Genomic DNA, 22,144 nt, shown 5'->3' with positions numbered 1-22,144 from the left:
GTGGTCCCCGTGTGCCTTCACATGGCTTGAATGGTGCGGTCGACGCCCCGGTTCTGCCCCGCGCAGTGCCCGAAATGTGCGTCCCAGGGGACCCGTTACGCACTCAGGACGTGACGGCCCGTTCGGCCGACAGCGCGAGCAGCGCCTGGCTCGTTCAGCGGTTGTGCAGGACGTACGCAGAGCTGGGGACCCGTACGGGGCCGGGCAGCCGAGCCGCGCGCTGAGGTTCTGCCTCAAGGGCGCCCTCGCCCGGCGCCTGGGGTCCATGCGGGGGCCGGGCGACGTCGCCCGACCCGGCGCCTTCCGGCGGGACCGGTCCCAGCGCCGGCCGGTTCCGCCTCGTAAGCTGCGGCCATGACTGAGACCCAGACGCCCCGCGACGCCTTCGAGCTGCTCATGGCCGGCAACCAGCGCTTCGTCTCCGGCACGCCTGAGCACCCGAACCAGGACGCCACCCGCCGCACCCAGACCGCACCGTCCCAGCAGCCCTTCGCCGTGCTGTTCGGGTGCTCCGACTCCCGGCTGGCCGCCGAGATCATCTTCGACCGCGGCCTGGGCGACCTGTTCGTGGTCCGCACCGCCGGGCATGTCGCCGGTACAGAAGTGCTCGGCAGCATCGAATTCGGCGTGAGCGTCCTCAACGCGCCCCTGGTCGTCGTCCTCGGCCACGATTCGTGCGGGGCCGTCGCCGCGGCCTGCTCCGCCCTGGAAGACGGACAGACGCCAGGCGGCTTCGTCCGGGACGTCGTCGAACGTGTGACCCCGAGCGTGCTGGCAGCCCGCGCCGCCGGACGCGGGACGGCCGAGGAGATCCTGGACGAGCACATCGAGCAGACCGTGGACCTGCTGCTCGAACGCTCCCGCGTACTGGCCGAACGGGTCGCCGACGGCCGCCTCGCAGTGGTGGGGCTGTCCTACCGGCTGGCCGACGGCACCGCACACCCCGTCGCCGCCCGCGGCATCGATGCGGCGGTCCCCACCGCGTCCTGACCGTCCCAGTTGCGGCCGCTCACCGGGAGGGCCGGGGCCCCGCAGCCCGGCGAAGCCGGTTGGCGATCGCCAGCCCCAGCCCGTCCTCCAGCGGCAGGGAGGCGATGATGAGGTCGCACCCTTGCTGGTCGAGCTCGCGCAAGAATCCATACAAGCCGTGCGCGTAGGCGTCCATCGAACCGGGGACCGTCACCACCGCGTGCGCCTTCACCGGGGCGTCGGCGAAGGAGCCAGGCACAAAGACGCCGACCTTGTGCCCCAGCCCTTGCGCGAGCTCGGCCTCGGCAACGACCTTCTCCGGCTCGACCAGGACGACCCGCGCACGCGGCGCGTAGTGCGACGGGTGCTGGCCCGGTACCCGGACATGACTCGTCGAAGGCACCGCGATCGAGCGCTCCAGTACCGCTTCGAGGTCCTCGCGCGTCACCCCGCCGGGCCGCAGGATGCTCGGGATCTCGCCCGTGACATCGACGATGGTCGACTCGACGCCGACCTCGCAGGAGCCGCCGTCGAGCACGAAGTCGACGGCATCACCAAGCTCCGTACGGACATGTTCGGCCGTCGTGGGGCTGACCGAGCCGAAGCGGTTGGCGGACGGGGCCGTGACGCCGCCACCGAAGGCCGCCAGCACCGCGAGGGCGGCAGGGTGGTCGGGCACGCGCACGGCCACCGTCTCCATCCCACCCGTCGCTTCCAACGGCACCCGGTGGCCGCGCCGCAGGACCAGGGTCAGCGGTCCCGGCCAGAAGTGTTCGGCCAGCAGACGCGCGGTCGCGGGCACGGTCTCGACCCAGTCGTCCAGATGCTCCGCGGCGGCGATGTGGACGATCAGCGGGTGGGAAGGCGGACGCCCTTTCACCTGGAAGATACGCGCGACGGCGGCAGGATCCTCGGCGTTCGCGCCCAGACCGTAGACGGTCTCGGTCGGAAAGGCCACCAGACCGCCGGCGCGCAGCACCTCGGCCGCCCGCTCGATGTCACTGGTCGTTGCCGTCACCATCGCAGTACTCCATTGTTCCGTGCCCACGTCCATGACCTCGCCGGCAGATGACGGCAAGGACACGCCCTACGGACCTCATCATGCCGACCCGGCCCGGCGGTCCACCGCCAGGGCCGAGCCGGCCAGGGCCGCGCCGCCACCTGCGCAAGACCCGGAAGGGTCGTAACATGGTGCGGCCCCGGGTGCCGGGCAAGGTACCGGGGCCGCCGACCTGCACACGTCCATGAAGCGCCTTCTACGACCCGCACACGCCTCACCCCCACCAACGCCGCCGCACCGGTAAGGGCACGATCGGCGTCAACACCACAGCCTTCCCGCCTCACCTCGGACGACGCCCTCATGCAGCCGCTGCCCACTCCGTGCCCCACCGGCCAGTCCCTGACGCCACCGCCGTCGATGCCTTCAACGCCGCGTGCAAGCAAGCCGACGTACTCATGGCCGACCCGGACCACACCATGAGCGATGCCGCGTCCGAAGCGATCCGCGCCGCCGTCGTCCGCCTGTTCCACGCGCGGGAGGTCCGCTCCGACTCCTTTGGCCGGTGGCTGCGTAGACCAGGGTGGCGCCGAGCGCGTAGACATCTGCGGCCGGACCCACGTCACCACCGCGGAGCTGTTCGGGCGCCATGTAACCGGGGGTTCCCGGTGTCATGGCGGTCGTGGTGATCTGGGTGTGGTCGCCGGCCCGGGCGATGCCGAAGTCGATGACGCGCGGGCCGTCGTCGGCCAGCAGGACATTGGAGGGTTTGAGGTCGCGATGGGTGAGGCCGGTGCTATGAATCGCCTCCAGGGCGGCGACGATGCCGGCGGCGAGCACCCGCAGCGAGGCTTCCGGCAGCGGACCGACGGAGACGACAGCCTCGGTGACGGAGACACCTGGGATGTACTCGGTCGCCAGCCAGGGCCGCGGGGCGCTGGGGTCGGCGTCGAGGACCGCGGCCGTGAAGCGGCCGTCGACACGTCGGGAGGCCTCGACCTCGCGGGCGAAGCGACGCCGGAACTCGGCGTCGTGTGCATACTCGGCATGGGCGGCCTTGACCGCGGCGAGCCGCTGGTCGGCGGAACGGCCGAGGAACACCTCCCCCATGCCGCCGCTGCCAAGGCGGCCCACCAGTTCGTACGTGCCGATCCGCTCCGGATCACCGGCCTCCAGCGGCTGCATCACCAGGGTCCCCTCCCATCGTGCGGGAATGAGCGTACCGCCGATGCTGCCGCCAATCGGGGCTACCTCGGCGGGCTGCCGGCGCCAATCCGCTCCTTCCGCCGCCGGCCTGCTGCGAGTACCGGCGGTCGAACTGGTATCCGCACGGGGTGGTGTACGTTCACGTGTACGCCGACATCGGCGCGTCCTGGGCGGTGCGCATGCGTAGTTCCACCCTCCACAAGGTGCAGGCGCCGCTGATGGTGCTCATGGCCGTAGCTGCTGGACACGCACACCACCACCCGGTGAACCCTCGCGCTGCCGCTGTAGCGGGCGAAGGCCACCCGCAAGGTCGGTAGCGACAGCAGCAGGAGAGGCTGCCTGCGGTCTTGATGTCCACCGAGAACAGCAGAAACGCCGGACGGGAAGCACCGACTCGAACGCGACCCGAGCCGCTGTCCCGAGGACCGACTTCCGCAGCCCGCCACCCATCCCCGTCAGCCCACCTCCCCGTCAGGGTCGACGGTCCGGTCAGGTCTGCGGGAACCGTGCTCCGAACGCCCCGGCTCGGCCCGGTCGGCCCAACGCGGCCGCATGGACAGGAAAGAGGCACGCCGATCCCATGATGGGCCTTGCCCCCGGAGCGTGCATAGCGCGATGTGCGCGTCCTGGAGGCACGCTCAGACGTCGCGGCGCCTGATGACGAGCACGGCGAGTGCGACCGTGATCAGTGGCCAGAGCGCGTAAACGATCCAGGAGCCGGGGACCGTGGCGGTGTAGCCCAGGGATCCGGGATCCGGCTCCCAGGTCTGGACCAGGCGCTTCCAGGCGGCTGACACCATTGCATGGTTGATGTCCGCCGACCAGCGAGCGCTCTCCGAGAACATGGGGGGCAGCATCAGCAGGGTGAAGACGGTGGTGACCAGGGTCGCGGCGCTGTGGCGGAGCAGGCCGCCGAGGCCCAGACCGATCAGTGCGCAGACAGGTGCCAGCAGCGCGGATGCCACCAGTGCCCGGAGCACCCCGGGGTGGGTGAGGGGGACCCCGGCGTGCCGCTCGCTGAGGATGGCCTGGGAGACGAGGAAGGAACCGGTGGAGATGACCGTGCCGACCGCGGTCCACAGCGCGGCGGTGACGGCCGCCTTGGCCAGCACCACCGAGCCGCGGGCGGGGACGGCCACAGTGGTGGTGCGGATCAGGCCGCTGCTGTACTCGCTCACGACGGTAAGGGCGCCGACGCTGCCGGCGACGAGTACCAGCGTCCAGTAGCCGGCCGGCGGATAGGCGTCGAAGGGGAGGAATTCAGCGGGGCCGGAGCGGGCGGTGCTGTCCGCGAGCGTGGCTACGGCAGAGGACCCGATGACGAACAGGACGGTGAGTGCGATCGTCCACGGGCTGGAGCGCAGAGACCGCAGCTTGATCCACTCGGAGGCAAGCAGGTCACGGAAGCGGACGGGTGGCCCGGTGACGGCGGTGGTCGGGGGGACGGGGGCGGGCGTGGTCATCGGGGCTGTCCTGCCTGGTATTCGACGCTGCCGGCGGTGAGTTCCATGAAAGCCGCCTCCAGTGAGGCGGTGCGGGTGGTCAGCTCGTCCACACGGATGCGGTTTTCGAAGGCGAGCGCTCCGATCCGGTCCGCCGGGAGCCCGGTCACGGCGAGCTTCTCGGCGCCCGCCGAGCCCTCCGGCTCGACCGTGGCGCCCGCCGCGGTCAGCACCGCTGCCAGCTCGGCGGCCTGTGGTGTCCCGACCACGACGCTGAGGTGGGTGCCGCGGGCCGCGAACTCCCGTACCGACTCGGCGGCGATGAGCCGGCCCCGGCCGATGACGACCAGCTGGTCGGCGGTGTTCTCCATCTCCGACATCAGGTGGCTGGATAGGAAGACCGTGCGTCCCTCGGCGGCCAGGCGCCGGAAGAGTCGGCGCACCCAGAGCACGCCCTCCGGGTCCATGCCGTTGATCGGCTCGTCGAACACGAGTACGGGCGGGTCGCCCAGCAGGGCGGTGGCGATACCCAGCCGCTGCTTCATGCCGAGGGAGAACCCGCCGATGCGGCGGTTCGCCACCTCGGCCAGTCCCACTGCCTGGAGCACCTCGTCCACCCGGCGTCGCGGGATGGCGTTGCTGCGGGCGAGGGCGGACAGGTGGGCGGCGGCGCTGCGCCCGCCGTGGACCTGTGCGGCGTCGAGGAGGGCGCCGACGTGCCGCAGTCCGCGCGGGTGGTGGTGGAAGGGGACGCCGCTGACGGTGGCGCTGCCGGTGGTGGGCACGTCCAGGCCGAGGATCATCCGCAGGGTGGTGGACTTGCCGGCTCCGTTGGGGCCGAGGAATCCGGTGACCTGGCCTGGCCGCACGGTGAAGGACAGATGGTCGACGGCGGTCTGGCCGCCGTAGCGTTTGGTGAGTTCGTTGACTTCGATCACGGCACCCACAGTGCCGAGAGACCCCCCGTCCGGACATGGGGCCGTGGGCGGCAATCGCGCGGCCGGGTTAGCCCGTGGGCGTACGTCCCGGGCCTAATGCTGCGCGGGCGGTGGCCGGTTAGTCTCGCGGCGTGGACCTCATAACGATCACCCCGTTGCCTGTGCGTGTTGCGCACCGTGGCCTTGTTCCCGAGTGGGGGGCACGCCGCCGATGACGAGAACGAAGGCCGTGGCCTGGGCGGGGGCTGCCTCCCACCTTCTCGTGGTGGGTCTGCTGGTGGGGGGCGCGCCGCGGGCGTCGGGCACGGTCCACGGTGTCGGGTCGCTGATGGCCGTGAGCCTGCTCATCGGCGTGGTACGACGGATGCCGCTGCTGGCTCTGGCAATGGCGCTCTTCGGATCCACCGCCGTGGTGGTGGGCACTCCAAGCTCCGTCCATGCGGGCCTGTCGGTGGGGTATCAGGGCCAGTTCCTGTCGTTTGTGGCGGTGGATCTCGTCCTGGGCTTCATCGTCGCCACCTGCAGTCGGCGAGCCTCGCTCGCCGCCGTGGCCGTGTCTTTCGTCGTGCAGCTTTTGGTCATCGGCGTCTTCGCGCACGGGGACAACCTGACCGTCAACGTCGTGATCGCCCTCTTGGCGATGGCCGCATCCTGCACGGTCGGCCTGCTGAGCCGCGAGCGCCGGGAGCACGCGGTGGCGCTGCGTGCGCAGGAGGTGGCCGAGGCCGTGACCGCCGAAAGGCTGCGGATCGCACGGGAGCTGCACGACCTGGTCGCGCACAGCATCGGCATCATTGCCATCCAGGCCGGTGTGGGGAGCCGGGTCATCCAGACCCAGCCCGCGGAGGCCCGCGAGGCCCTGCGGGCCATCGAGGCCACCAGCAGGGAGACCCTGTCGGGTCTTCGGCGCACGCTGGTGTCGCTCCGTCAGGCCGACCTGGGCGCGACCGTATCGCAGCAGTCACCGCTCGCACCTTCGCCGGGGCTGGCGGACGTCGAACGGCTGGCGGCAGCGACCGCGGATGCTGGGATACGCGTCGACGTGCGCCGCAGCGGGGAGCAGCGTCCTTTGCCGGCCGACATCGATCTGTCCGCCTATCGGATCGTGCAGGAGGCGCTGACCAACGTGGTCCGTCACGCGGGCACCAAGCGTTGCCGGGTGGCCATCGACTACAGGGCGGAGGAGCTGTCCGTGGAGGTCATCGACGATGGGCGCGGCGCCACCGGGGACAGCTCGGCCCGCGGCTTCGGCATCATCGGAATGCGGGAGCGGGTCGCCCTGCTGGGCGGTGACCTCAGCGCCGGGCCGCGGACCGGGGGCGGCTTCCGGGTGGCGGCCAGGCTACCGCTTCCCGCACGCGTCGGAGTTCCGGTGGAGGCCCGATGACCGTTCGGGTGGTGCTCGCCGATGACCAGCCGCTGGTGCGTTCCGGTCTGCGCGTACTCATGGCCGATCACCCCGACCTGGAGGTCGTCGGTGAGGCCTGCACCGGTGCTGAGGCGGTCCAGCTGGTCAGGAATGTCAGCCCCGACGTCGTGGTGATGGACATCCGGATGCCCGGCATGGACGGGATCGAGGCCACCCGCCTGATCATGGCTGGTCCGGCGACGACCCGCGTCCTCGTCCTGACCACATTCGACGAGGACGACTACGTCTACGGCGCGCTCCGGGCCGGCGCGAGCGGCTTCATGGTCAAGGACATGGCGCTGGACGACATCCTCGCGGCGGTCCGCGTGGTCGCCGCCGGCGACGCACTGATCGCGCCGGGTGTGACGCGCCGTCTGATCGCCGACTTCGTCGGGCGCCCCGAAGTTGTCCCGCAACGCTCCCTGCGGCCGGTCGAGGGCATCACCGAACGGGAACGGGAAGTGCTGACTCTGGTCGGACGCGGACGGTCGAACACCGAGATCGCGGAGGACCTCTTCATCACGGTGGCCACCGCCAAGTCGCACGTGTCACGGCTGCTCACCAAACTGGGCGCCCGGGACCGGGTCCAGCTCGTGATCACCGCCTATGAAATGGGGCTCGTCACGCTGCCTCGCTGATGGTGCCCCTGGACCACATGGTGAGGTCGGAGATGTCCTGTGGCTCCCGTGTCGTGTACGAGCCACTGAAAAGGGCCGTCCTGGAAGTCAGGCGGGCTCCTCAGTGGCTCCGTCTGAACCTGGGCCGGGACAACCCAGGGTCGAAGAAGGCCGCGAACCAGTGCAACCGGACGGGTCCAGTGCGGTGCAGCCGGCCGAGGCAGGCCAGACTTCATAGGTGAGGGCGAGCGTTTTGGCCAGGGTTCGCCCCTGGCAAAGGACACCGCCTGAACTGCACCGTTCCTTTCGCTTAACGGACCCGTGGGTCGGGCTGTGTGCTGGAACGCCCGCGGGTGGTTGCAGGCTCACTGGTGCCGGGTGGGTGGTTCACGTGATTCGCCGACATCCGGGTCCGGCAGGCACAAGGGTGGGGTCGGGTCCGCAGCGAGGTGGAGCCGGCGCAGGGTGGATTCGGTTTCCCGCGCGAAGTGCTCCACGGAGATCAGGCGCTCCCAGAGGGGGTCGGGCATACCGGGCACCGCGGCGCCGCGGGCAGTCCACTCCGCTGCGAGCCGCGCATACAGGGGCGCGGATTGGTCTGCGACGTCTTCGGGGCCGCCGCGGCGGGCATGCCGACCGGATCCGGCAGCGTACGGCCGGATCTGCGTGGGAATGAGGGAACCGGGCATGAGCCGGGCCTGCCCCAGGACATGAGGCAAGAACTGTCGCTGATCAGCGGTCACGATCCTCAAAACGATTCTTGCGCCCGCCCGACACCGCTGCCCCGAACGCTACGGATCCTTGTGCGGCGGGGTGGTCCGAGGCCGGGGCATGATCACGGCACGTATGGATCACCGCCTCGTGGAAGTCCCGGGGCCCGATGGCACATCGGGGTGGACGGCGCTGGAGGGCGGCGCCGAGCACGACACTGCCGCGTCGAGGGCTGTCCGTGACGCGGTGGCCTGCCGGCACAACGAGCACATCCATCACCGCCGAACAGGATGGCATCGCCCGCGCGCGGCTTCAGCCCCGGCTGAGAAGGACCCGGTGCCCTGCCGATTCACCGTTGATGCTGCAGAGCGTCGGCACCTGCGGCGATGATTACGGCGAGCCGGTTGGCGAAGTCCGCGTTGCATCCTCCGAGCCGGACGAAGCCGTGGCCGGCCACTGGCCCGTCGTTGCTCAGGGAGGGAAGGGTCAGGTCTGCGAGCGCGAGCGCCGCCTGGAGGTTGCTGACAGCCTCTTCGCCGGCCCGGTAGGCGGCGTCCTGGCGCCGCTTGTACTGCATTCGTTCAGCGTGGGACAACTCGTACACCATGTTGCTGACCTCTTGTGGTAAACGTGGGGGATGAGGCGCCGGAGCGCGTTGTGTAGTCGGTCGCCGTGGGGGCCCGCCTCGCCCGGGCAGGACCGTTCCCCACGGCACGCCGCTCGGATGTGCCGCATTGACCGGACGTCTGGGGTGCCGGAGGTGCGGTCCGAGGCGCATCGCGGTGGATAGCCCCAGGCTCCGATGGGGCACGGGTGGGTAGACCGTCGGGTTGAGTCTGTGCACGGCCCGTGACTATCGGTTTCGATCTTCGTTTCAAAGGTGCAGGCGAGCGCCCCTTTGATGTGTGGGAAGGACTCGGGTGGCCAGGGAGTCAGCGGCTGCTACCGCCTTTGTGCTTCGCGGTCGCCGCCCATGGGATGCTCGACCCTCTTGCGTCGTGGTCCGACAGTGCCGTTTCCGGTGGGACGCTCGCCCAGCATTCCCACTTCCCGCGCGTGGACGGCGGACCGATCTCGCCGACGGCAAGACTGTCGGCCAGTCAGACTCCGCTGACAGTGCGGACTCGAGTAACCCAAACCCATGGCCCGAGCCTGGGACCGTGACATTGACTTGCACGAGTGGCACTGCTCCACGCGTACGACCGTTATGCGTCTTATCCGAATCTGTGACCGTGAGACGGAGAGCGGACAGCTGTGGTGTCTGCCGCGGGGTAGCCGGGAGGGAAACTGACCGGCCTGCGTCTGACTGCGGCCGTCTTCCCCAGCGGAACGGACGCAGAAAGCCTCGGGGTTCGATGTCGCGGAGCGGCTTGGCGCGGCGGTCGCGTGAGTGTGATCTGGCGGACCAGCTGTTGGAAGCAGGCCAGCGCCGCGACAGCAGGAAGAGCAGCCCCCGCCACGGCGGCGATCGTTCTGGGTGCCTGGGCTACGCACAGAAGCGTGGCCAGGGTGGAGAACAACAAAACGATGGACCAGGAATGAAGCGCGCGGCGCTGGTGCAGAGCGGATCTGAGGACGGACAGGGAGGCGACCACCCAGGGGCCGTAGATCAGCAGGGGCCACCAGGTGGCCACCTCGCGGTCCGTGTGGGGTTCGGCGCTGTGGCGCAGGGCGTCGCAGACGGCGAGCCCGCTGAGGACGCTGACCACAGCGGCGATGGCACCGACCAGCACGGCGGTGAACACACTGCCCGTTTGCAGCAGGGTCACTGCCGGTGGCTTCGACGGGTTCCGGCGGTGTCCGCCGGAGGCTTGTGTGGGCAGGCGCCCGGTAGGGGTGTGCTTCAGCCCCGCAACGAGGCCGAGCGTGCTGACCGTGTCACCGGTGACCCCGGTGACCCCGGTGTCGTCGACGTCGACGCCGACTCGGGTGAAGGGCTCCGGTTGCCCGGGCGCAGCGCTCTCCTGGAGAAGGATGGCGAGTTCCTCCACCGGGTCCCACGGCGGATGCACCTCACCGGGCACGCCGAGCGGTTGCCCGGTGGAGGCGTGCTGTACGTTCTCCGGCCGGTCCCAGAACGCGGAGGTCTCCGGCTGGGGGTGGACACCGTGGATGTCCGGGTACCCGTACGACTCATACACGTGAGCTGCCACCCCAGCACTCGCCGACAGCCGTCGCGGACGCCAACGTGTTCTCCATGCGCCTGCCGAACTCGACCTGGATCATGCTCATCGTGTGGAGGAAGTCCTCAAGGATCGGGGAGGAGTACCGAAGATCGATTTCCAGATCCTCGTGTCTCAGCGTGGCGTTCCGGGTCTCGCCCCAGCCGGTGGAGGGCGGAGTGAACATCCACTTCCCGATCCGGGTGGCCTCGGAGTGAAATCTGCCTCCCTGTCCGTCTTCCAGCGCAGTCCTGCGGAGGAAGACGGGGAGCTTTGCTGTTGCCATATTCCATAAACGCTCCCCGTGTCGGTCTGGGTGTGTGCCATCCGGGTGATGGTGGTCGACGAATAGGCGTTGACGCCGGCCAATCAGTTTTCCATGCCAACCAGGAGGGCAGTAGCCGCGCCCCATTCGGCGCCGCCATGCCCGCGACTCGGGAGGCGATGAGCTGCGGGCCACACACGCAGCGCGACGGACCCTTCACCCCGTCCCGCGCCGGCCTGGCAGCCACGCGCATGTTCCGATGCGACGGCCCTGCTGCGTGCCGCGCACCCGCGGCGGCGGCTCATGCGCGGCGGGATCGTCTCCGCATTTCGCCGGCTCTTGCCGCAAGCCGTCATCCCTCTCTGCCCCTCAGGTTGAGCCCCCATCGCCGGCTCCGTTGACTCCGCTTTCCGCCTAGCGGACGGCCCCGTAGCCCCACGGAACCGCACCGATCCTCGGCCTGCGGTCCGCCGGGTCACCTCCCCCCCCGTGGCCACCACAACCACCGACTGATCATCAAGGGAAGGCCGCGGAGACGGCCACAGCCAAGCGCCTCGTCGTCGGCGGTGACATCGTTCCGCGAGCCGTGGCCTGAAGAGCCCGACGCAGCAGGCTGGTGCGCCACCCAATTCCGCACCCCAGGTCGGAAAGGCGGCTGATACCGCCGAAAAACCCCGGCAATCCGTTCCGTACATTGCACGTGCATTAAAACCCCGGCAATCCGGACACCGGTGAAGGCGTACAAAAACCCCGACAATCTGTGCATTACCCGTTTCTGGCTGCTGAATGCGGCGTGGTGAAGCAGGGGTAGAGAATGAGGTCCCGCGGGGCCCGGCTGCGGTTCCTCCAACGCCTCGGAGACCTTCGGGGCCAGCTTGTCCACCTGCGGCGCCGGATCACCGCACCCCTGATGGTGCAGTCTGCTCATGGCTGCAACCGGGGCCGGTGTTGCTTGTCAGAGTCTGCTGAGGGGGATGGCACGGGCCATGCGCTGGTAGCCCGGCCTCGTTGGGGTTGATGTGGTCGCCGCTTGCACACCACCGGCCCCCGCCGGATCGGTTCGGCGTGCCCGCTGCGGCGACAGCCAAGACGTCAACGCGCAGTCGGCCTACGGGCGGCCGATCCAAATCTTCGGGCGGCGGGCCGGCTCCGCGGGGCACCGGTGCCGGCGGAGGGCCGGGCTTTCGCCACGAGCCCGGCCCCGGGCGGGAGAGAGGGTTCAGACGAGGTTCAGGTGCAGGCGGACGGTGGTGCCCCGGTCGCCGGTGTGTACCTCCGCCAGGTCGCACAGCTGCCGGACGGTCCACAGACCGTGGCCGTGCGGCCGCTTGGGGTCCGGTGGCAGGTAGCCCAGGACCCAGCCGGCCTCGGCAGGACCACCGGCACTGCCGAGATCCTTGACGTCGCAGATGACCCTGTGGCTGGTACGCCACACGGTGATCTCCCCGGCGCCGCCGCCGTGCTGAATGGCATTGGTGGCCACCTCGTTGGCGGCGAAGACCAGACGGTCCGCCGCGTCCCGGGACATCCCCAGCGACAGGGCCGTGCCGTTCACGAAGGACCGCACAGCGGTCAGGTCGGCGTCGAAGCGCAGGACAGCCTTACCGTCCGCGGGAGCCGGTGACAGCTCCCGACCCCAGGTACCGCCCAGAGGATCGGCGTAGTGACTGCTGGACTCGGCGGCGGGGCCGGTCACCAGCTGCGGATGGGTGCGCCGGGCGTCGGCCACCACGGCCTCGGGCAGGGCACGGGTGTCGTAGGGGCACACGATCCAGGCCGGGCAGTCGGCGAACGCGACATTGATGACCGACTCGTACCGGGTCCACTCATCGGTCTCCAGCACGTCCCGGCCGTGCCAGACCGGTTCACCGATCACCCGCACCTGCCGGTGACGGCCGGTCGCGGTCCGCTCGTCGACGTAGCGGTAATAGGCGGCCAGGGTCCGTCCCGGTGCCTGGTACCAGTCGTCGGCCCCGATGAACTCCACACTCTTGGCGGCGCTGCCCAGCTGCTGGCGCAGCAGGTCGATGTTGGCCGGTGTGGTGACGGCCAGGACCGCCTCGTCCTGTTCCAGACCGTCCAGGCAGAACGGGACGGTCGCGGTGAGGAAGGCCTCATCCGATCCGTAGACCAGGCCTTGGTGCACCAGGTGCGGAGCCTGGCCGGGCTGCTTGCCGTGCATGTCGATCCCAGTGTTCACGCCCGGACCTCCGAGGGGATGACGACCAAGGTGTCCTGCTGGTCGAAACCTGCCACGCTGATCACGTGGCACAGCATCGGCGCCAGCCCCGTCACCCGCAGACGCCGGCCCCGTGTCAGCTGCCCGGCGGTGTGCGCCAGGGCCCGCAAACCCGCCAGGTCGATGAACTCCAGCGCGCCCAAGTCCACGCGCACATCCCCTGACCATCCCAGAACCGTCTCCAGAGCCGTGGCCAGCGCACCGGTGGTGCGATAGTCCACGGTGCCAGCCATGCGCAGCACGCGTTCACCTTCCTCGAACGCAGGCAGGATGTGCAGCACACCGTCGCTGTGGAGAGGCTCTGCCTCCACCGTGCCGGGGTGGCACCGGTCGAATGCGTCCAGCTGATCCGGAGCGAACAGGCGGGCGTCGTACTGGCAGACCGCCGACGCGCGCTGGCCCGCGAACACCGCGTTGACCTTCGCCTCGTACTCGGCGAGCTGGTCGACTCCGGGGACGTCGCGCAGGCCCCAGCTCATCTCCCCGCTGACACGCAGCCCCGTATAACCTGCCTTGAGACTGTCGGTCACCTCCTGCCGCAAGGTGGCGACCATGGTTTCGGCGTCGAACCGGCCCGCCGCCAGATAGCTGTCGTCGGCAGTGGTCACCCGCAACTGACCCCGCGCTACAGCGGTGTCCACCTCCGCGCCAGCCGGCCGCAGCCATTCGAGCACCACGGCAGGATCCTGCTGCTCGGCGAAATACAGCACCCGCTCCCCGCGGGCAAGCCCTTCATGCAGGTATGCCGTGAGGACCCGGCGCTGCTCGGCGTCGTCGGCGAACGCCAGGCACACATGATCACCATGCCCCAGCTCCTGGACCGGCCGCTCCCTGCCGTCCTGTGTGATCACCACTGCCTCACGCTCCTTCCCGTCGACACATGAACCGGGCCCCGCGCCCACGCCTGGCGCCCGCCTGGACCAGGCCGCAAACGAACAATCTTACCGCCCAGCAGTCGCCTGCCGCGCCGCCGCTTGCGCTCGTCCGGCTCCGGCCGACATAGATGTGCGTGCGTTCGACGGGGGTGCCCCTATGGGTTTGGTCAAGGTGATGGGGCGGGGGCGTCGAAGGTGCCGTCTTGGCGAAAAGTCGCTCCTCGCAGCCCGGTGCCCACACCCTTGAGGCCCGCAAGGAGGGCAAGCGCGCGGTCACGGTCGCGTGGACTTCAGCTGCCCGCGCAGCCAGGCCCGCAAGGCGATGGCGGCGCGGATGCCGGCTCGGGCGGTCGCGGCCTGGGTCAGGCTGAGCGGACGTTTCTCGAGCTCACCGGTTCGGCCCATCGTCCGTACGGGCGGGCGCCTCCGGCCGTTCTCCTGACGGGGCCAGCTCGTGCAGTCGGCTGACCAGCCGAGCCAGGCCACGGGGAGCGGGTTGCGCTCCGCCCGGTCCGCGCGCCGGACCTCGGTCGCGGTGGGTGGTGGGGCGGCCCGGTGCTACTGCCGCCAGAGCGCTCTGGTCACCGGGCCTCGCCCGCGCACGCCCTATCGGCGCGGACTGTGCCCGACCATAGCCGCGGGCGGCCAGCACCCCGCAGCACAACCACAGCGTTCGGCATCCCGTGTGAATGCGGGGGTCGGCGTTGACGCCCGGCGCTGACACCGCCCCTTCCATGAGAACCCGCCCCGCGGATCCCTCTCCCGCGTCCCACCGGGGAGCAGATCCTTCAGGCGGTCCGCGGCGGCGACGACGCGGCCATCCGCACCCTGCTGGCCGACCTGGCCGACCTGGCCGCCACCGCGGACACCGCCGCCCTGCTGTACCTGCGCGAGCGCCTGTACGCGACGCAGTGACCTGCGGCTGCGGTGGTCACGGCCGGCCGGGCAGCGATGCGGCGATCGGCAGCTCGTCGGCGGCGCGGGTGATGAAGTGGCGGGTGTGCTCCGGGCTCAGGGCCTGGGCCTGGAGATGGTCGTACATGACTCTGTAGTGCTGCACGTCGGATCGTTTCTCCAGGTAGAGGTCGCTGGTGAACCGCTCCAGATACACCGTCCCCGTGGCGGCGCCTGGGAAGTCGAGGATGGAGAACTGTCCCGAGATGCCCGGATGGGCTCCCGCGTCGTGCGGGAGAACCTGCACGGTGATGTGTGGCTGCGCGCCGAGACGGTTCAGGTGCTGGAGCTGTTCACGCATGACCTGCCGGCTGCCGACGAGGCGGCGCAGGGCGGATTCGTCCAGCACGACCCATAAGCGGAAAGGGCGGGCCGGGTGGTGGGCCCGGGACTGGCGGCGCAGTCGGACCTCATGGCGTACGGCGATCTGCTCAGGGGTGGCGAGAGGGATCGTTTCCTCGATGACGGCCCGGGCGTAGGCGGGTGTTTGGAGCAGGCCGGGGATCACCAGGGGCTCGTAGGAGCGGAGGGAGGAGGCTTCCGTCTCCAGGCCGATGTAGGCGGCGTACGGGACCTCGCCGCAGGCGACCCACCAGCCCTGCCGGTCCGCTTCCGTGGCCATCTGCATCAACGCGTCGACGACCTGCGGGTCGGTGACTCCGTAGAGCCCGCACAGGTCCCGCACATCGCGGGGCTTGATGGCACGCCGGCCGTTCTCCAGGTGGCTGAGCTTGGGCTGGGAGATCAACAGGCGTGCAGCCACCTGCGTACTGGTCAGACCACGGGCCAGGCGGAGCCGGCGCAGTTCCGCGCCCAGCCTGCGTCGTCTGACGGTGGGGTTTCCGTTCACCGCCACGGGCGGTCTACCTCCGGCTCGGGACTGACTGCCGGCCACGGGCATTGCCGCAGCCGGGACCCGGGCGAACGACTTCGCCGCGCAGCGATGATCAACGGGGCCCTGTCGGCGAGTGTCACGTCGCGCGAGTACGGGCGCGTGCACTGTCCGAGCAGAGTTCACCCGGATGCCATGATCTTCCACCTATCTGGAAGCGGCGGACTGCGCTGGTCGGGTGCGCTGCTTGGTGCCATGGCGGGGGTAACGGCTGTGACTGGGTGTCATTGCATCAGGCGACCGGAGGCAAGACCGTAAGCGCCCTCCTCGCCCGGCAGCGCCAACACGCCGCCACCACCCGGGGCGACCGGTCGCCCCCTGCTGTCTGCCTGGTGCTTGTGGCCGGGCCCGTGGCGGTTAACCCGGCGGTGACCGCCTCGCGCCCTGCCCGTGTCGCTGTTCGAGCCCGATTACCTCGCTGTCGACACGCGAAAATCTATGTCGGCCGGAGTAGACATTGGGTGGTGGTGTGGTTATGGTTTCTCTCGTAACGCAGAGAGACCGCAGGGCCTGGCAGAGATGAACTGCCGGGCAGTAGTACTCGCAGTACCGCAGTTCCCGTAGTTGCAGTGCGTAGGACGGTGCGGTGGTGGAGTTTCGAAGCCAGAGCGTTTGCAGGACGGCGACGGGACTGGCGACCGGACCGGGTGGCCCGCAGTGATCAGGGGCTGCCGTGAGCAGGAGCAGTACCGCAGTTGATGCAGTGGCAGTACCCGTAAGTGCAGTACCCAGCAGTGAGGTCAGTGAGCGGTACCTCGGTGAAGGCGTCGGCTGCGGGCGCGCGCGCCGGGAAGTTCGGCAGTGGGGTTCTAAGCCAGAGCAGATGCAGGATGGGCGACGGGGCTGGCTGCCGAAGCGTGGCGCTTGGGTGAGGCCACGAGCAGTACGAGCGGTTCGCAATACAGCAGTACCGGAAGTACGCAGTACCAGCAGTACAAGTTCCCGTTTGGTAGGACCGAGGGAAGAACGGAGGAATTGGGCGCCATCAGGATCGCCCGGGCGGAAGTCGAGCCCGGGTACCGCAGGACATCGATAGTGAGGTGGTCTCCGGTCACGCATCCGCGATCCCCGCACCCCGACGGCATCTCGGTCGGGCATGCGGACACAGAAGGCCGGCGCAGTACTGAGGGCCGGCAGATGGTGTAGCAGTTCCTTCGGGGCCCTGGTGTCGTACGCACCAGGGCCCCTCCCCGCGTTCTGACCCCTTTCCCCCACCTGTTTCGCAGTGAGGTGCGATGACAGCAGACGACCCGATCAGCCGTCTCGACGACGACGGCTACCCCGCCTACACCATGGGCCGGGCCGCCGACATGCTCGGCACCACCCAGGGCTTCCTCCGCGCCATCGAAGAGACCCGCCTGATCACCCCGCTCCGCTCCGCCGGCGGACACCGCCGCTACTCCCGCCACCAGCTGCGCATCGCCGCCCGTGCCCGGGCACTCGTCGACCAGGGCACGCCCATCGAGGCCGCCTGCCGCATCGTCATCCTTGAAGACCAGCTCGAAGAAGCCCAGCGCATCAACGCCGCATACAGCCGCACTGCCGAAGCGGCGAACCCGACGGCCGCGGCCTGAGGCAGTACGCGCCCTCCCGGTCCGCGGAGACCACGTCGTCGGCGTCCATCCGGTGCCTGCCGCCGGAGGGAGCCCACGGCGAGGACGGCGTGGAGCAGCCCGCCTCAGCGGCAACGCCGGGCAGGCCGCGGCCGGCGTCCAGTCGCCGGGAGTGGGAACGGAAGGGGCGAACCGAGGCGTACGTCGATTCCTTTATCCCGGGTATGCGCGGTATGGGGAGGGCCACCCGCGTGCCGGGCGCAGCCCCGGGTAGGGCGCCCTGGCCCCCTCCTCTGTCCGACGGAACGGAAAGTGGCTTCTGATCATGAATTCCTCCGAGACGGTGCGTCCCCCTCTCATGCGGGCGGATGCGGGGAGCGACTTCGCCCGGCTCTCCCGGAAGATCCAGGAGGCCGGACTCATGGCCCGACGCCCCGGGTATTACGCACTGCGCATCGCGGCCGTGACGGCCCTGTACGCCGCCGGATGGACGGCCTTCGTTCTGATCGGCGACAGCTGGTGGACGCTGCTGGTGGCCGCTTTTCTGGCCTTCGTGTTCGGGCAGGTGGCGCTGCTCGCGCACGATGTCGCCCACCGGCAGGTCTTCCGGCTGCGCAAGGGCAGCGAGGTGTCCGGGCGCGTCGCCGGGAACCTCGGCATCGGCATGGGGTACGGCTGGTGGCAGGACAAGCACACCCGTCATCACGCCAACCCCAACCACGAGGACCTCGATCCCGACCTCGACCCGGACATCTTCGTCTGGACGCAGGACCAGGCCCGCGCGGCCAGGGGGCTGCCGCGCCTGCTCGGCCGCTCGCAGGCGCTCCTGTTCTTCCCGCTGCTCACGCTGGAAGGGTTCAACCTGCACGTATCCGGGGTGCGGTCGCTGTTCGACCGCTCGCTCAAGCACCGCATGTGGGAAGGGGCCCTGCTCACGGCGCACCTCGCCGCCTACCTCGGCGCGTTGTTCCTGGTGCTGCCGCCCGGCAAGGCGGTCGTGTTCCTCCTCGTCCACCAGTGCCTCTTCGGCGTCTACCTCGGCTCGATCTTCGCCCCGAACCACAAGGGCATGCCGATCCTGACGGGCGCCGAGCGGCCCGACTTCCTGAGGCGCCAGGTCCTGACCTCCCGCAACGTCCGCGGAGGCCGGTTGACCGACATCCTTCTCGGCGGCCTCAACTACCAGATCGAGCACCACCTCTTCCCGAGCATGCCCAGCCCGCACCTGCGCAGGGCTCAGACCATCGTCCGCGGGTATTGCCAGGAACTCGGGGTCAGCTACCTGGAGACCAGCCTGGTCGACTCCTACCGGCAGACCCTCGCCAGTCTCCACGCGGCGGGAGCCCCCTTGAGAAGGCCGCGGACCACCTGACGCCACCACCAGTCGGCACGCGCGAGGCCAGCTGGTCGGCGGGACACCGGCCGCAGCCGGGGGCCCAGCGGCCGGCGCGGGTCGGACCGGGCGCAAGGGACACAGGCCGCATTGCGAACGCTGCTACCGCTCCCCGATGTCCGTCCGGTGGATCACCGGGCACCCCCGTCTCGGGCGTGCGAGTGGCGGCGGACGACGACATTGCAGTCGGACACCCCGGGCATGTCCCCGGCCCGCCGGCACGCGGCCCGCCGTACCGCAGCGCCCGCGCACTCCGGACAGCCGGGGGCGGGTTCGGGCTCGCGCCGGGGAGCGTCACGTGCACCGGGCTGCCCTGGCCGACGGTGGGCGTGCCGGGCCTGCTGTCATACGCCATCGCCCTCAGAGCCCTTTCTCAACACGGTCCCCGTGACCGTTCCCCGAACGGAAAGGTTGAAGCCGGCGTGACACGGGCCTCGCCGCGTGGGGTGCGGTCAGAGCACGGCGACGGTGAACGGCCTGTCGGCGGAGTTGCCGCTGCTGTCGCTCGTGACGCTGAGTTCTTCACCGTCTGCGGCGTCGACTTCAGCGCGGCCGGGCCGCGGCTTCGTCGTACGCGGCGAGGGTGCCGAGAGAAGGGTGCTTGGCGGTGGCGGTGACGGAGTCTTCGTGCATGTCGCCGTCGGCTCTGGCGCGCGAACATCCGCCGCCGTCGGCTCCTGCCCGCGCCCGCCTCCCGGCTGTAGGTCTCCTCGGCAGCGGGCCCGCTCCCGCCCCAGCTCCCTCACCGCGGCAGCCCCCGGTCAGCCAGCACCGGCCGAAGCCGCGGTACCTGCCCCGGCAACAGTCCGCGCCTGCCAAGAACGCGGGGTACCGGCCGACGTCGATCCCATGCACCTCACCGGGCAGTACCCGGTCGCGGTCCTCTCCGGCCGGGTTGTCCGACGGGACGAGCCCGCTGGTCCGCCCTCTCGCGAGGGCAAGCCGCTCCCCGGCGGGTCTTGAACTCGGGCCTGGTCAAGCACGAAGGCCCCAGACCGTGCTGCATGGCGAAGGCGTACACGAGGAGCACGGCGGCGACCTCACCTCACCCGCAGGACTGATCCGACATCAGCAACGGGCCTCCTTACATCCAGTCACCCTCTGGAGCAGCTGCCCGGAGCGCAGCGCCCCCGTTCTTCATCAAGGGCTCGCCGTGGGGCACGCACACGGTCTCGACCTCTAGCGCGGCCAACCGCCGGAAGGAAGCGATGGCCTCCTCCCTGTCCACGTTGAACGGACCAAGGATGGCCCGGCCCTCTGTGGTGGCAACGATGTCGCCTGTGAACAGCACGCCGCTGGACATGAGATGGAGGGCGATGCTCCCCGGGGTGTGGCCTGGAACATGCAGGACGTGGACGGGCTCGGCCCAGCCGTCGAGGGTGTCGCCGTCGCGGAGCTCAACGTCCACTGGAACATGCTCCGTAGGAGGCACGCCCGCGTCGGCGAGTCCCGCCATGACCTGCTCGTGAAGGGCACGTTCTGAGGCAGTGAATACGGGCTCGGCTTCGGGGGCGGTGCCGCGGATGAACGGGGCATCCAGCGCACCGGCCAGAACTCGGGCGCCCGTTGCCGCGACGAGATCCGCAGCCGAGCCCATGTGATCGCCGTGGGAGTGGGTAAGAACGATCTGCCGCACGTCTTGAGGACGGCCACCGAGCTGGTCGAGGGCCTCCAGGATCGCCGGGGCGGACCCTGGCACACCGGTATCGATCAGGGCGTACCCGTCCGGCAGACGCACGATGTGCACGTGTCCGACGGGGAAGGGTATCTGCCAGACGACAGGGGTGATCTGAGTAAGTTCCATGGCGCGACGCTAAGGGGCGCCGGAGGAGCAGCCGGTCGCTTTGTGCTGCGGGCGAATTCTGCGCAGCGTGAACTCGCGGCCACGAGACGCCAATGGCTCCAGGGGCGGAAAGTCCCATGGGCGCAGACGTCCGCTCGGTACGACCGCCAGCAAGGTATTGAACAGCGCCGACGGGTGACCCCGCCATGGCTGTGATCGGCGCAGAAATCGGTTTGCCTCAGGGTGCTGCACGAGCAATGCTCGCCGCCATGACCGCAGATTTCATCGTGCGTCCTGCCCGGCCCGCCGATGCCCGGACCTTGGCCGAACTGCGTTGGACGTTCAAGCAGGAGGACCACGCAGGGCAACCGCCAGCTCCTGTTCGGCACCTGGAAGAGGCCGAGCACTGGATCCGCGACCGGCTCAGCGCCGGCCACTGGTTGGCATGGGTCACGGAGACCGAAGGCGAAATCACCGGTCACGTCTTCCTCTGTCAGGTGGAGCGGATTCCGGAGCCCTACGAGGACAACAACCCGGTCGGCTATGTAACGAACTTATTCGTCCTACCGTCACAACGGAACAAAGGAGCTGGCTCGGCGCTCCTTGAGGTGTTGAAGCAGCACTCACGCAGCGCCGGTCTCGAAGGCCTGATCGTCTGGCCATCAGAGCGCAGCCGCCCGCTCTATCAACGGTCCGGCTTCCAGCCTTCAGAGGAACTGCTTGAGCTTGAGTTCGGCGTTGACGTGCCTGTTGAGGGGAGCAGTCGAGGCGGTTAGTGGTTGAGCCACTGGTGCCAGCGGGTTGGGGTGGAGAGCATCGGCCTGAGGCGATGGCCCTCTCTATGGCGAGGTCGATGAGTTCTTTGTCCGACCGGAGGCGGCCGTGCGCGTCCGGAAGGTTGTTTCCGGAACCGCGACTACGTGGCGGCGTCGACGACGGGTCTGGGCGGCGAGCGGGTCCGGGTCCGGTTCATGCCGCATCACGACTGCCGGATCGAGGCGTTCGACGCCGCCACGGGCCGATACCTGGGCCCGGCCGAGCCCGCGGGCCCCGCGAGCGGTGCTGTGGTGCTGCCGCAGCCGGGCCGCGGCGTCCTGAGCAAGGCGGCGGTGCTGCGCGGATGTGCGCCGTCCGCCCGCCGGGCTCACGCGTGTGTCCACTCCCGCAGGAGGGCTTCGCGCTCGGGCGGCTTCGGCGTGCCAACGCTGTGGTCCCGGCTCCAGGTTGTGAGGGTCCGGGGGTCGGCCGTGCCCTCCCGGAAGCGGGCCAGGAGGCGCTGGGACAAGGTGATCTCCCGGGAGGTGTAGCCCCTGGTCGCCGCCGGCACTCGCACCTCCTCCGCACCGTCCTGCGTCTCCAGGACCAGGTACATCTGTGGCGGCTCCTCTCCGCCGTAGCTGGATCCCAGTGTGGCCACCGCTTCCAGCACCGCCGCCAGGAATCGGCCTCCGCCCCTTGCGTTGCCCTCCACGGGCGCGGCGTTCACGCCTGCAGAGCGCACGATCGACCACGGCCACGCCCGGATGCCGTCCGGGCCCCGCGCCTGTACCCCTTCGGAGGTGATACGGACGCAGTGCCCCTCCGCGTCCGGCGGGGAACCTACGTAAACCGAGTCCTCGGTGATCCAGAACAGTCCTACCATCGCCACGGCTGACTCCTGATGTGCGTGCCGGTCCGTCTCAGCTCCTACGATCGTTTCAATCGCCCTGCGGCGCCTGGTTCCAGTAAGCCCCACCCTGC

Annotated in this window: 18 protein-coding genes and 1 pseudogene; 7 read left to right on the top strand and 12 right to left on the bottom strand. The window is 69.7% G+C overall.

What is annotated here, in order from left to right; translation table 11 throughout:
* Nucleotides 1-354: 354 nt before the first annotated feature.
* On the top strand, nucleotides 355-990 hold the full coding sequence (locus tag ACZ3X1_RS00485; RefSeq protein WP_356812675.1) for a carbonic anhydrase: 636 nt from the start codon (nucleotides 355-357) through the stop codon (nucleotides 988-990).
* 19 nt (nucleotides 991-1,009) lie between these two features.
* Here the strand turns inward: ACZ3X1_RS00485 and ACZ3X1_RS00480 are convergent, their stop codons facing one another.
* From ACZ3X1_RS00480 to ACZ3X1_RS00465, 4 genes are all read right to left on the bottom strand, one after another.
* Nucleotides 1,010-2,023 carry an L-threonylcarbamoyladenylate synthase gene (locus tag ACZ3X1_RS00480; RefSeq protein ID WP_467275284.1) on the bottom strand — a complete coding sequence of 338 codons (1,014 nt, stop codon included), beginning with the start codon at nucleotides 2,021-2,023 and terminating at the stop codon, nucleotides 1,010-1,012.
* A gap of 399 nt (nucleotides 2,024-2,422) precedes the next feature.
* Complete coding sequence (locus ACZ3X1_RS00475) at nucleotides 2,423-3,151, bottom strand: serine/threonine-protein kinase (protein WP_467276251.1); 729 nt, start codon at nucleotides 3,149-3,151, stop codon at nucleotides 2,423-2,425.
* A 659-nt stretch (nucleotides 3,152-3,810) separates the two neighbouring features.
* Nucleotides 3,811-4,635 carry an ABC transporter permease gene (locus ACZ3X1_RS00470; RefSeq protein ID WP_356812674.1) on the bottom strand — a complete coding sequence of 275 codons (825 nt, stop codon included), beginning with the start codon at nucleotides 4,633-4,635 and terminating at the stop codon, nucleotides 3,811-3,813.
* Nucleotides 4,632-5,552 carry an ABC transporter ATP-binding protein gene (locus tag ACZ3X1_RS00465; RefSeq protein WP_467275282.1) on the bottom strand — a complete coding sequence of 307 codons (921 nt, stop codon included), beginning with the start codon at nucleotides 5,550-5,552 and terminating at the stop codon, nucleotides 4,632-4,634. The genes ACZ3X1_RS00470 and ACZ3X1_RS00465 overlap by 4 nt, the downstream gene beginning before the upstream one ends.
* A gap of 265 nt (nucleotides 5,553-5,817) precedes the next feature.
* Between ACZ3X1_RS00465 and ACZ3X1_RS00460 the strand changes: the two genes are divergently transcribed.
* Nucleotides 5,818-6,939: a sensor histidine kinase gene (locus ACZ3X1_RS00460; protein WP_467275280.1), complete on the top strand. Its 1,122-nt coding sequence runs from the start codon at nucleotides 5,818-5,820 to the stop codon at nucleotides 6,937-6,939.
* On the top strand, nucleotides 6,936-7,598 hold the full coding sequence (locus ACZ3X1_RS00455; protein WP_467275278.1) for a response regulator: 663 nt from the start codon (nucleotides 6,936-6,938) through the stop codon (nucleotides 7,596-7,598). The genes ACZ3X1_RS00460 and ACZ3X1_RS00455 overlap by 4 nt, the downstream gene beginning before the upstream one ends.
* Nucleotides 7,599-8,637: 1,039 nt before the next feature.
* Here the strand turns inward: ACZ3X1_RS00455 and ACZ3X1_RS00450 are convergent.
* From ACZ3X1_RS00450 to ACZ3X1_RS00425, 6 genes are all read right to left on the bottom strand, one after another.
* On the bottom strand, nucleotides 8,638-8,865 hold the full coding sequence (locus tag ACZ3X1_RS00450) for a hypothetical protein (protein WP_467275276.1): 228 nt from the start codon (nucleotides 8,863-8,865) through the stop codon (nucleotides 8,638-8,640).
* 637 nt (nucleotides 8,866-9,502) lie between these two features.
* Complete coding sequence (locus tag ACZ3X1_RS00445) at nucleotides 9,503-10,441, bottom strand: DUF2637 domain-containing protein (protein WP_467275274.1); 939 nt, start codon at nucleotides 10,439-10,441, stop codon at nucleotides 9,503-9,505.
* Complete coding sequence (locus tag ACZ3X1_RS00440) at nucleotides 10,422-10,736, bottom strand: hypothetical protein (RefSeq protein ID WP_467275272.1); 315 nt, start codon at nucleotides 10,734-10,736, stop codon at nucleotides 10,422-10,424. The genes ACZ3X1_RS00445 and ACZ3X1_RS00440 overlap by 20 nt, the downstream gene beginning before the upstream one ends.
* Nucleotides 10,737-11,934: 1,198 nt before the next feature.
* Nucleotides 11,935-12,915, bottom strand: a complete 981-nt coding sequence (locus tag ACZ3X1_RS00435; protein WP_467275270.1) for an anti-sigma factor RsbA family regulatory protein — start codon at nucleotides 12,913-12,915, stop codon at nucleotides 11,935-11,937.
* On the bottom strand, nucleotides 12,912-13,808 hold the full coding sequence (locus ACZ3X1_RS00430; RefSeq protein WP_467275268.1) for an MEDS domain-containing protein: 897 nt from the start codon (nucleotides 13,806-13,808) through the stop codon (nucleotides 12,912-12,914). The genes ACZ3X1_RS00435 and ACZ3X1_RS00430 overlap by 4 nt, the downstream gene beginning before the upstream one ends.
* Nucleotides 13,809-14,760: 952 nt before the next feature.
* Nucleotides 14,761-15,639, bottom strand: a complete 879-nt coding sequence (locus ACZ3X1_RS00425) for a helix-turn-helix domain-containing protein (protein ID WP_467275266.1) — start codon at nucleotides 15,637-15,639, stop codon at nucleotides 14,761-14,763.
* A 1,271-nt stretch (nucleotides 15,640-16,910) separates the two neighbouring features.
* Here ACZ3X1_RS00425 and ACZ3X1_RS00420 point away from each other — a divergent pair.
* Nucleotides 16,911-17,249 carry a helix-turn-helix domain-containing protein gene (locus tag ACZ3X1_RS00420; protein WP_467275264.1) on the top strand — a complete coding sequence of 113 codons (339 nt, stop codon included), beginning with the start codon at nucleotides 16,911-16,913 and terminating at the stop codon, nucleotides 17,247-17,249.
* 304 nt (nucleotides 17,250-17,553) lie between these two features.
* Nucleotides 17,554-18,600, top strand: a complete 1,047-nt coding sequence (locus tag ACZ3X1_RS00415; RefSeq protein WP_356812663.1) for a fatty acid desaturase family protein — start codon at nucleotides 17,554-17,556, stop codon at nucleotides 18,598-18,600.
* Between the two features lie 1,105 nt (nucleotides 18,601-19,705).
* On the opposite strand, the gene ACZ3X1_RS00410 is transcribed toward ACZ3X1_RS00415, so the two are convergent.
* Nucleotides 19,706-20,425, bottom strand: a complete 720-nt coding sequence (locus ACZ3X1_RS00410; protein ID WP_467275262.1) for an MBL fold metallo-hydrolase — start codon at nucleotides 20,423-20,425, stop codon at nucleotides 19,706-19,708.
* Between the two features lie 185 nt (nucleotides 20,426-20,610).
* Here ACZ3X1_RS00410 and ACZ3X1_RS00405 point away from each other — a divergent pair, with 185 nt between their 5' ends.
* Together ACZ3X1_RS00405 and ACZ3X1_RS00400 are read left to right on the top strand one after the other, a co-directional pair.
* A complete protein-coding gene (locus ACZ3X1_RS00405) occupies nucleotides 20,611-21,180 on the top strand; it encodes a GNAT family N-acetyltransferase (protein ID WP_467275260.1) in 570 nt (189 codons plus the stop codon).
* Nucleotides 21,181-21,318: 138 nt separating this feature from the next.
* A pseudogene (locus ACZ3X1_RS00400) lies at nucleotides 21,319-21,420 on the top strand (hypothetical protein); the annotation flags it as partial.
* 128 nt (nucleotides 21,421-21,548) lie between these two features.
* On the opposite strand, the gene ACZ3X1_RS00395 reads toward ACZ3X1_RS00400, so the two are convergent.
* Nucleotides 21,549-22,052: a hypothetical protein gene (locus ACZ3X1_RS00395; protein WP_467275258.1), complete on the bottom strand. Its 504-nt coding sequence runs from the start codon at nucleotides 22,050-22,052 to the stop codon at nucleotides 21,549-21,551.
* Between the last annotated feature and the right edge of the window lie 92 nt (nucleotides 22,053-22,144).

The organism is Streptomyces sp. NPDC023541 (genome assembly GCF_055559995.1).
The sequence above is the reverse complement of the archived record's forward strand: the minus strand, read 5'-3'. Positions and strand labels throughout refer to the sequence as shown.

What these genes read in the sequence shown, in the direction of transcription:
- ACZ3X1_RS00405 (WP_467275260.1), top strand. Translation starts at nt 20,611, where the DNA reads ATGGCTGTGATCGGCGCAGAAATCGGTTTGCCTCAGGGTGCTGCACGA.
- ACZ3X1_RS00455 (WP_467275278.1), top strand. Translation starts at nt 6,936, where the DNA reads ATGACCGTTCGGGTGGTGCTCGCCGATGACCAGCCGCTGGTGCGTTCC.
- ACZ3X1_RS00420 (WP_467275264.1), top strand. Translation starts at nt 16,911, where the DNA reads ATGACAGCAGACGACCCGATCAGCCGTCTCGACGACGACGGCTACCCC.
- ACZ3X1_RS00410 (WP_467275262.1), bottom strand. Translation starts at nt 20,425, where the DNA reads ATGGAACTTACTCAGATCACCCCTGTCGTCTGGCAGATACCCTTCCCC.
- ACZ3X1_RS00440 (WP_467275272.1), bottom strand. Translation starts at nt 10,736, where the DNA reads ATGGCAACAGCAAAGCTCCCCGTCTTCCTCCGCAGGACTGCGCTGGAA.
- ACZ3X1_RS00485 (WP_356812675.1), top strand. Translation starts at nt 355, where the DNA reads ATGACTGAGACCCAGACGCCCCGCGACGCCTTCGAGCTGCTCATGGCC.
- ACZ3X1_RS00480 (WP_467275284.1), bottom strand. Translation starts at nt 2,023, where the DNA reads ATGGACGTGGGCACGGAACAATGGAGTACTGCGATGGTGACGGCAACG.
- ACZ3X1_RS00475 (WP_467276251.1), bottom strand. Translation starts at nt 3,151, where the DNA reads ATGCAGCCGCTGGAGGCCGGTGATCCGGAGCGGATCGGCACGTACGAA.
- ACZ3X1_RS00415 (WP_356812663.1), top strand. Translation starts at nt 17,554, where the DNA reads ATGAATTCCTCCGAGACGGTGCGTCCCCCTCTCATGCGGGCGGATGCG.
- ACZ3X1_RS00470 (WP_356812674.1), bottom strand. Translation starts at nt 4,635, where the DNA reads ATGACCACGCCCGCCCCCGTCCCCCCGACCACCGCCGTCACCGGGCCA.
- ACZ3X1_RS00450 (WP_467275276.1), bottom strand. Translation starts at nt 8,865, where the DNA reads ATGCAGTACAAGCGGCGCCAGGACGCCGCCTACCGGGCCGGCGAAGAG.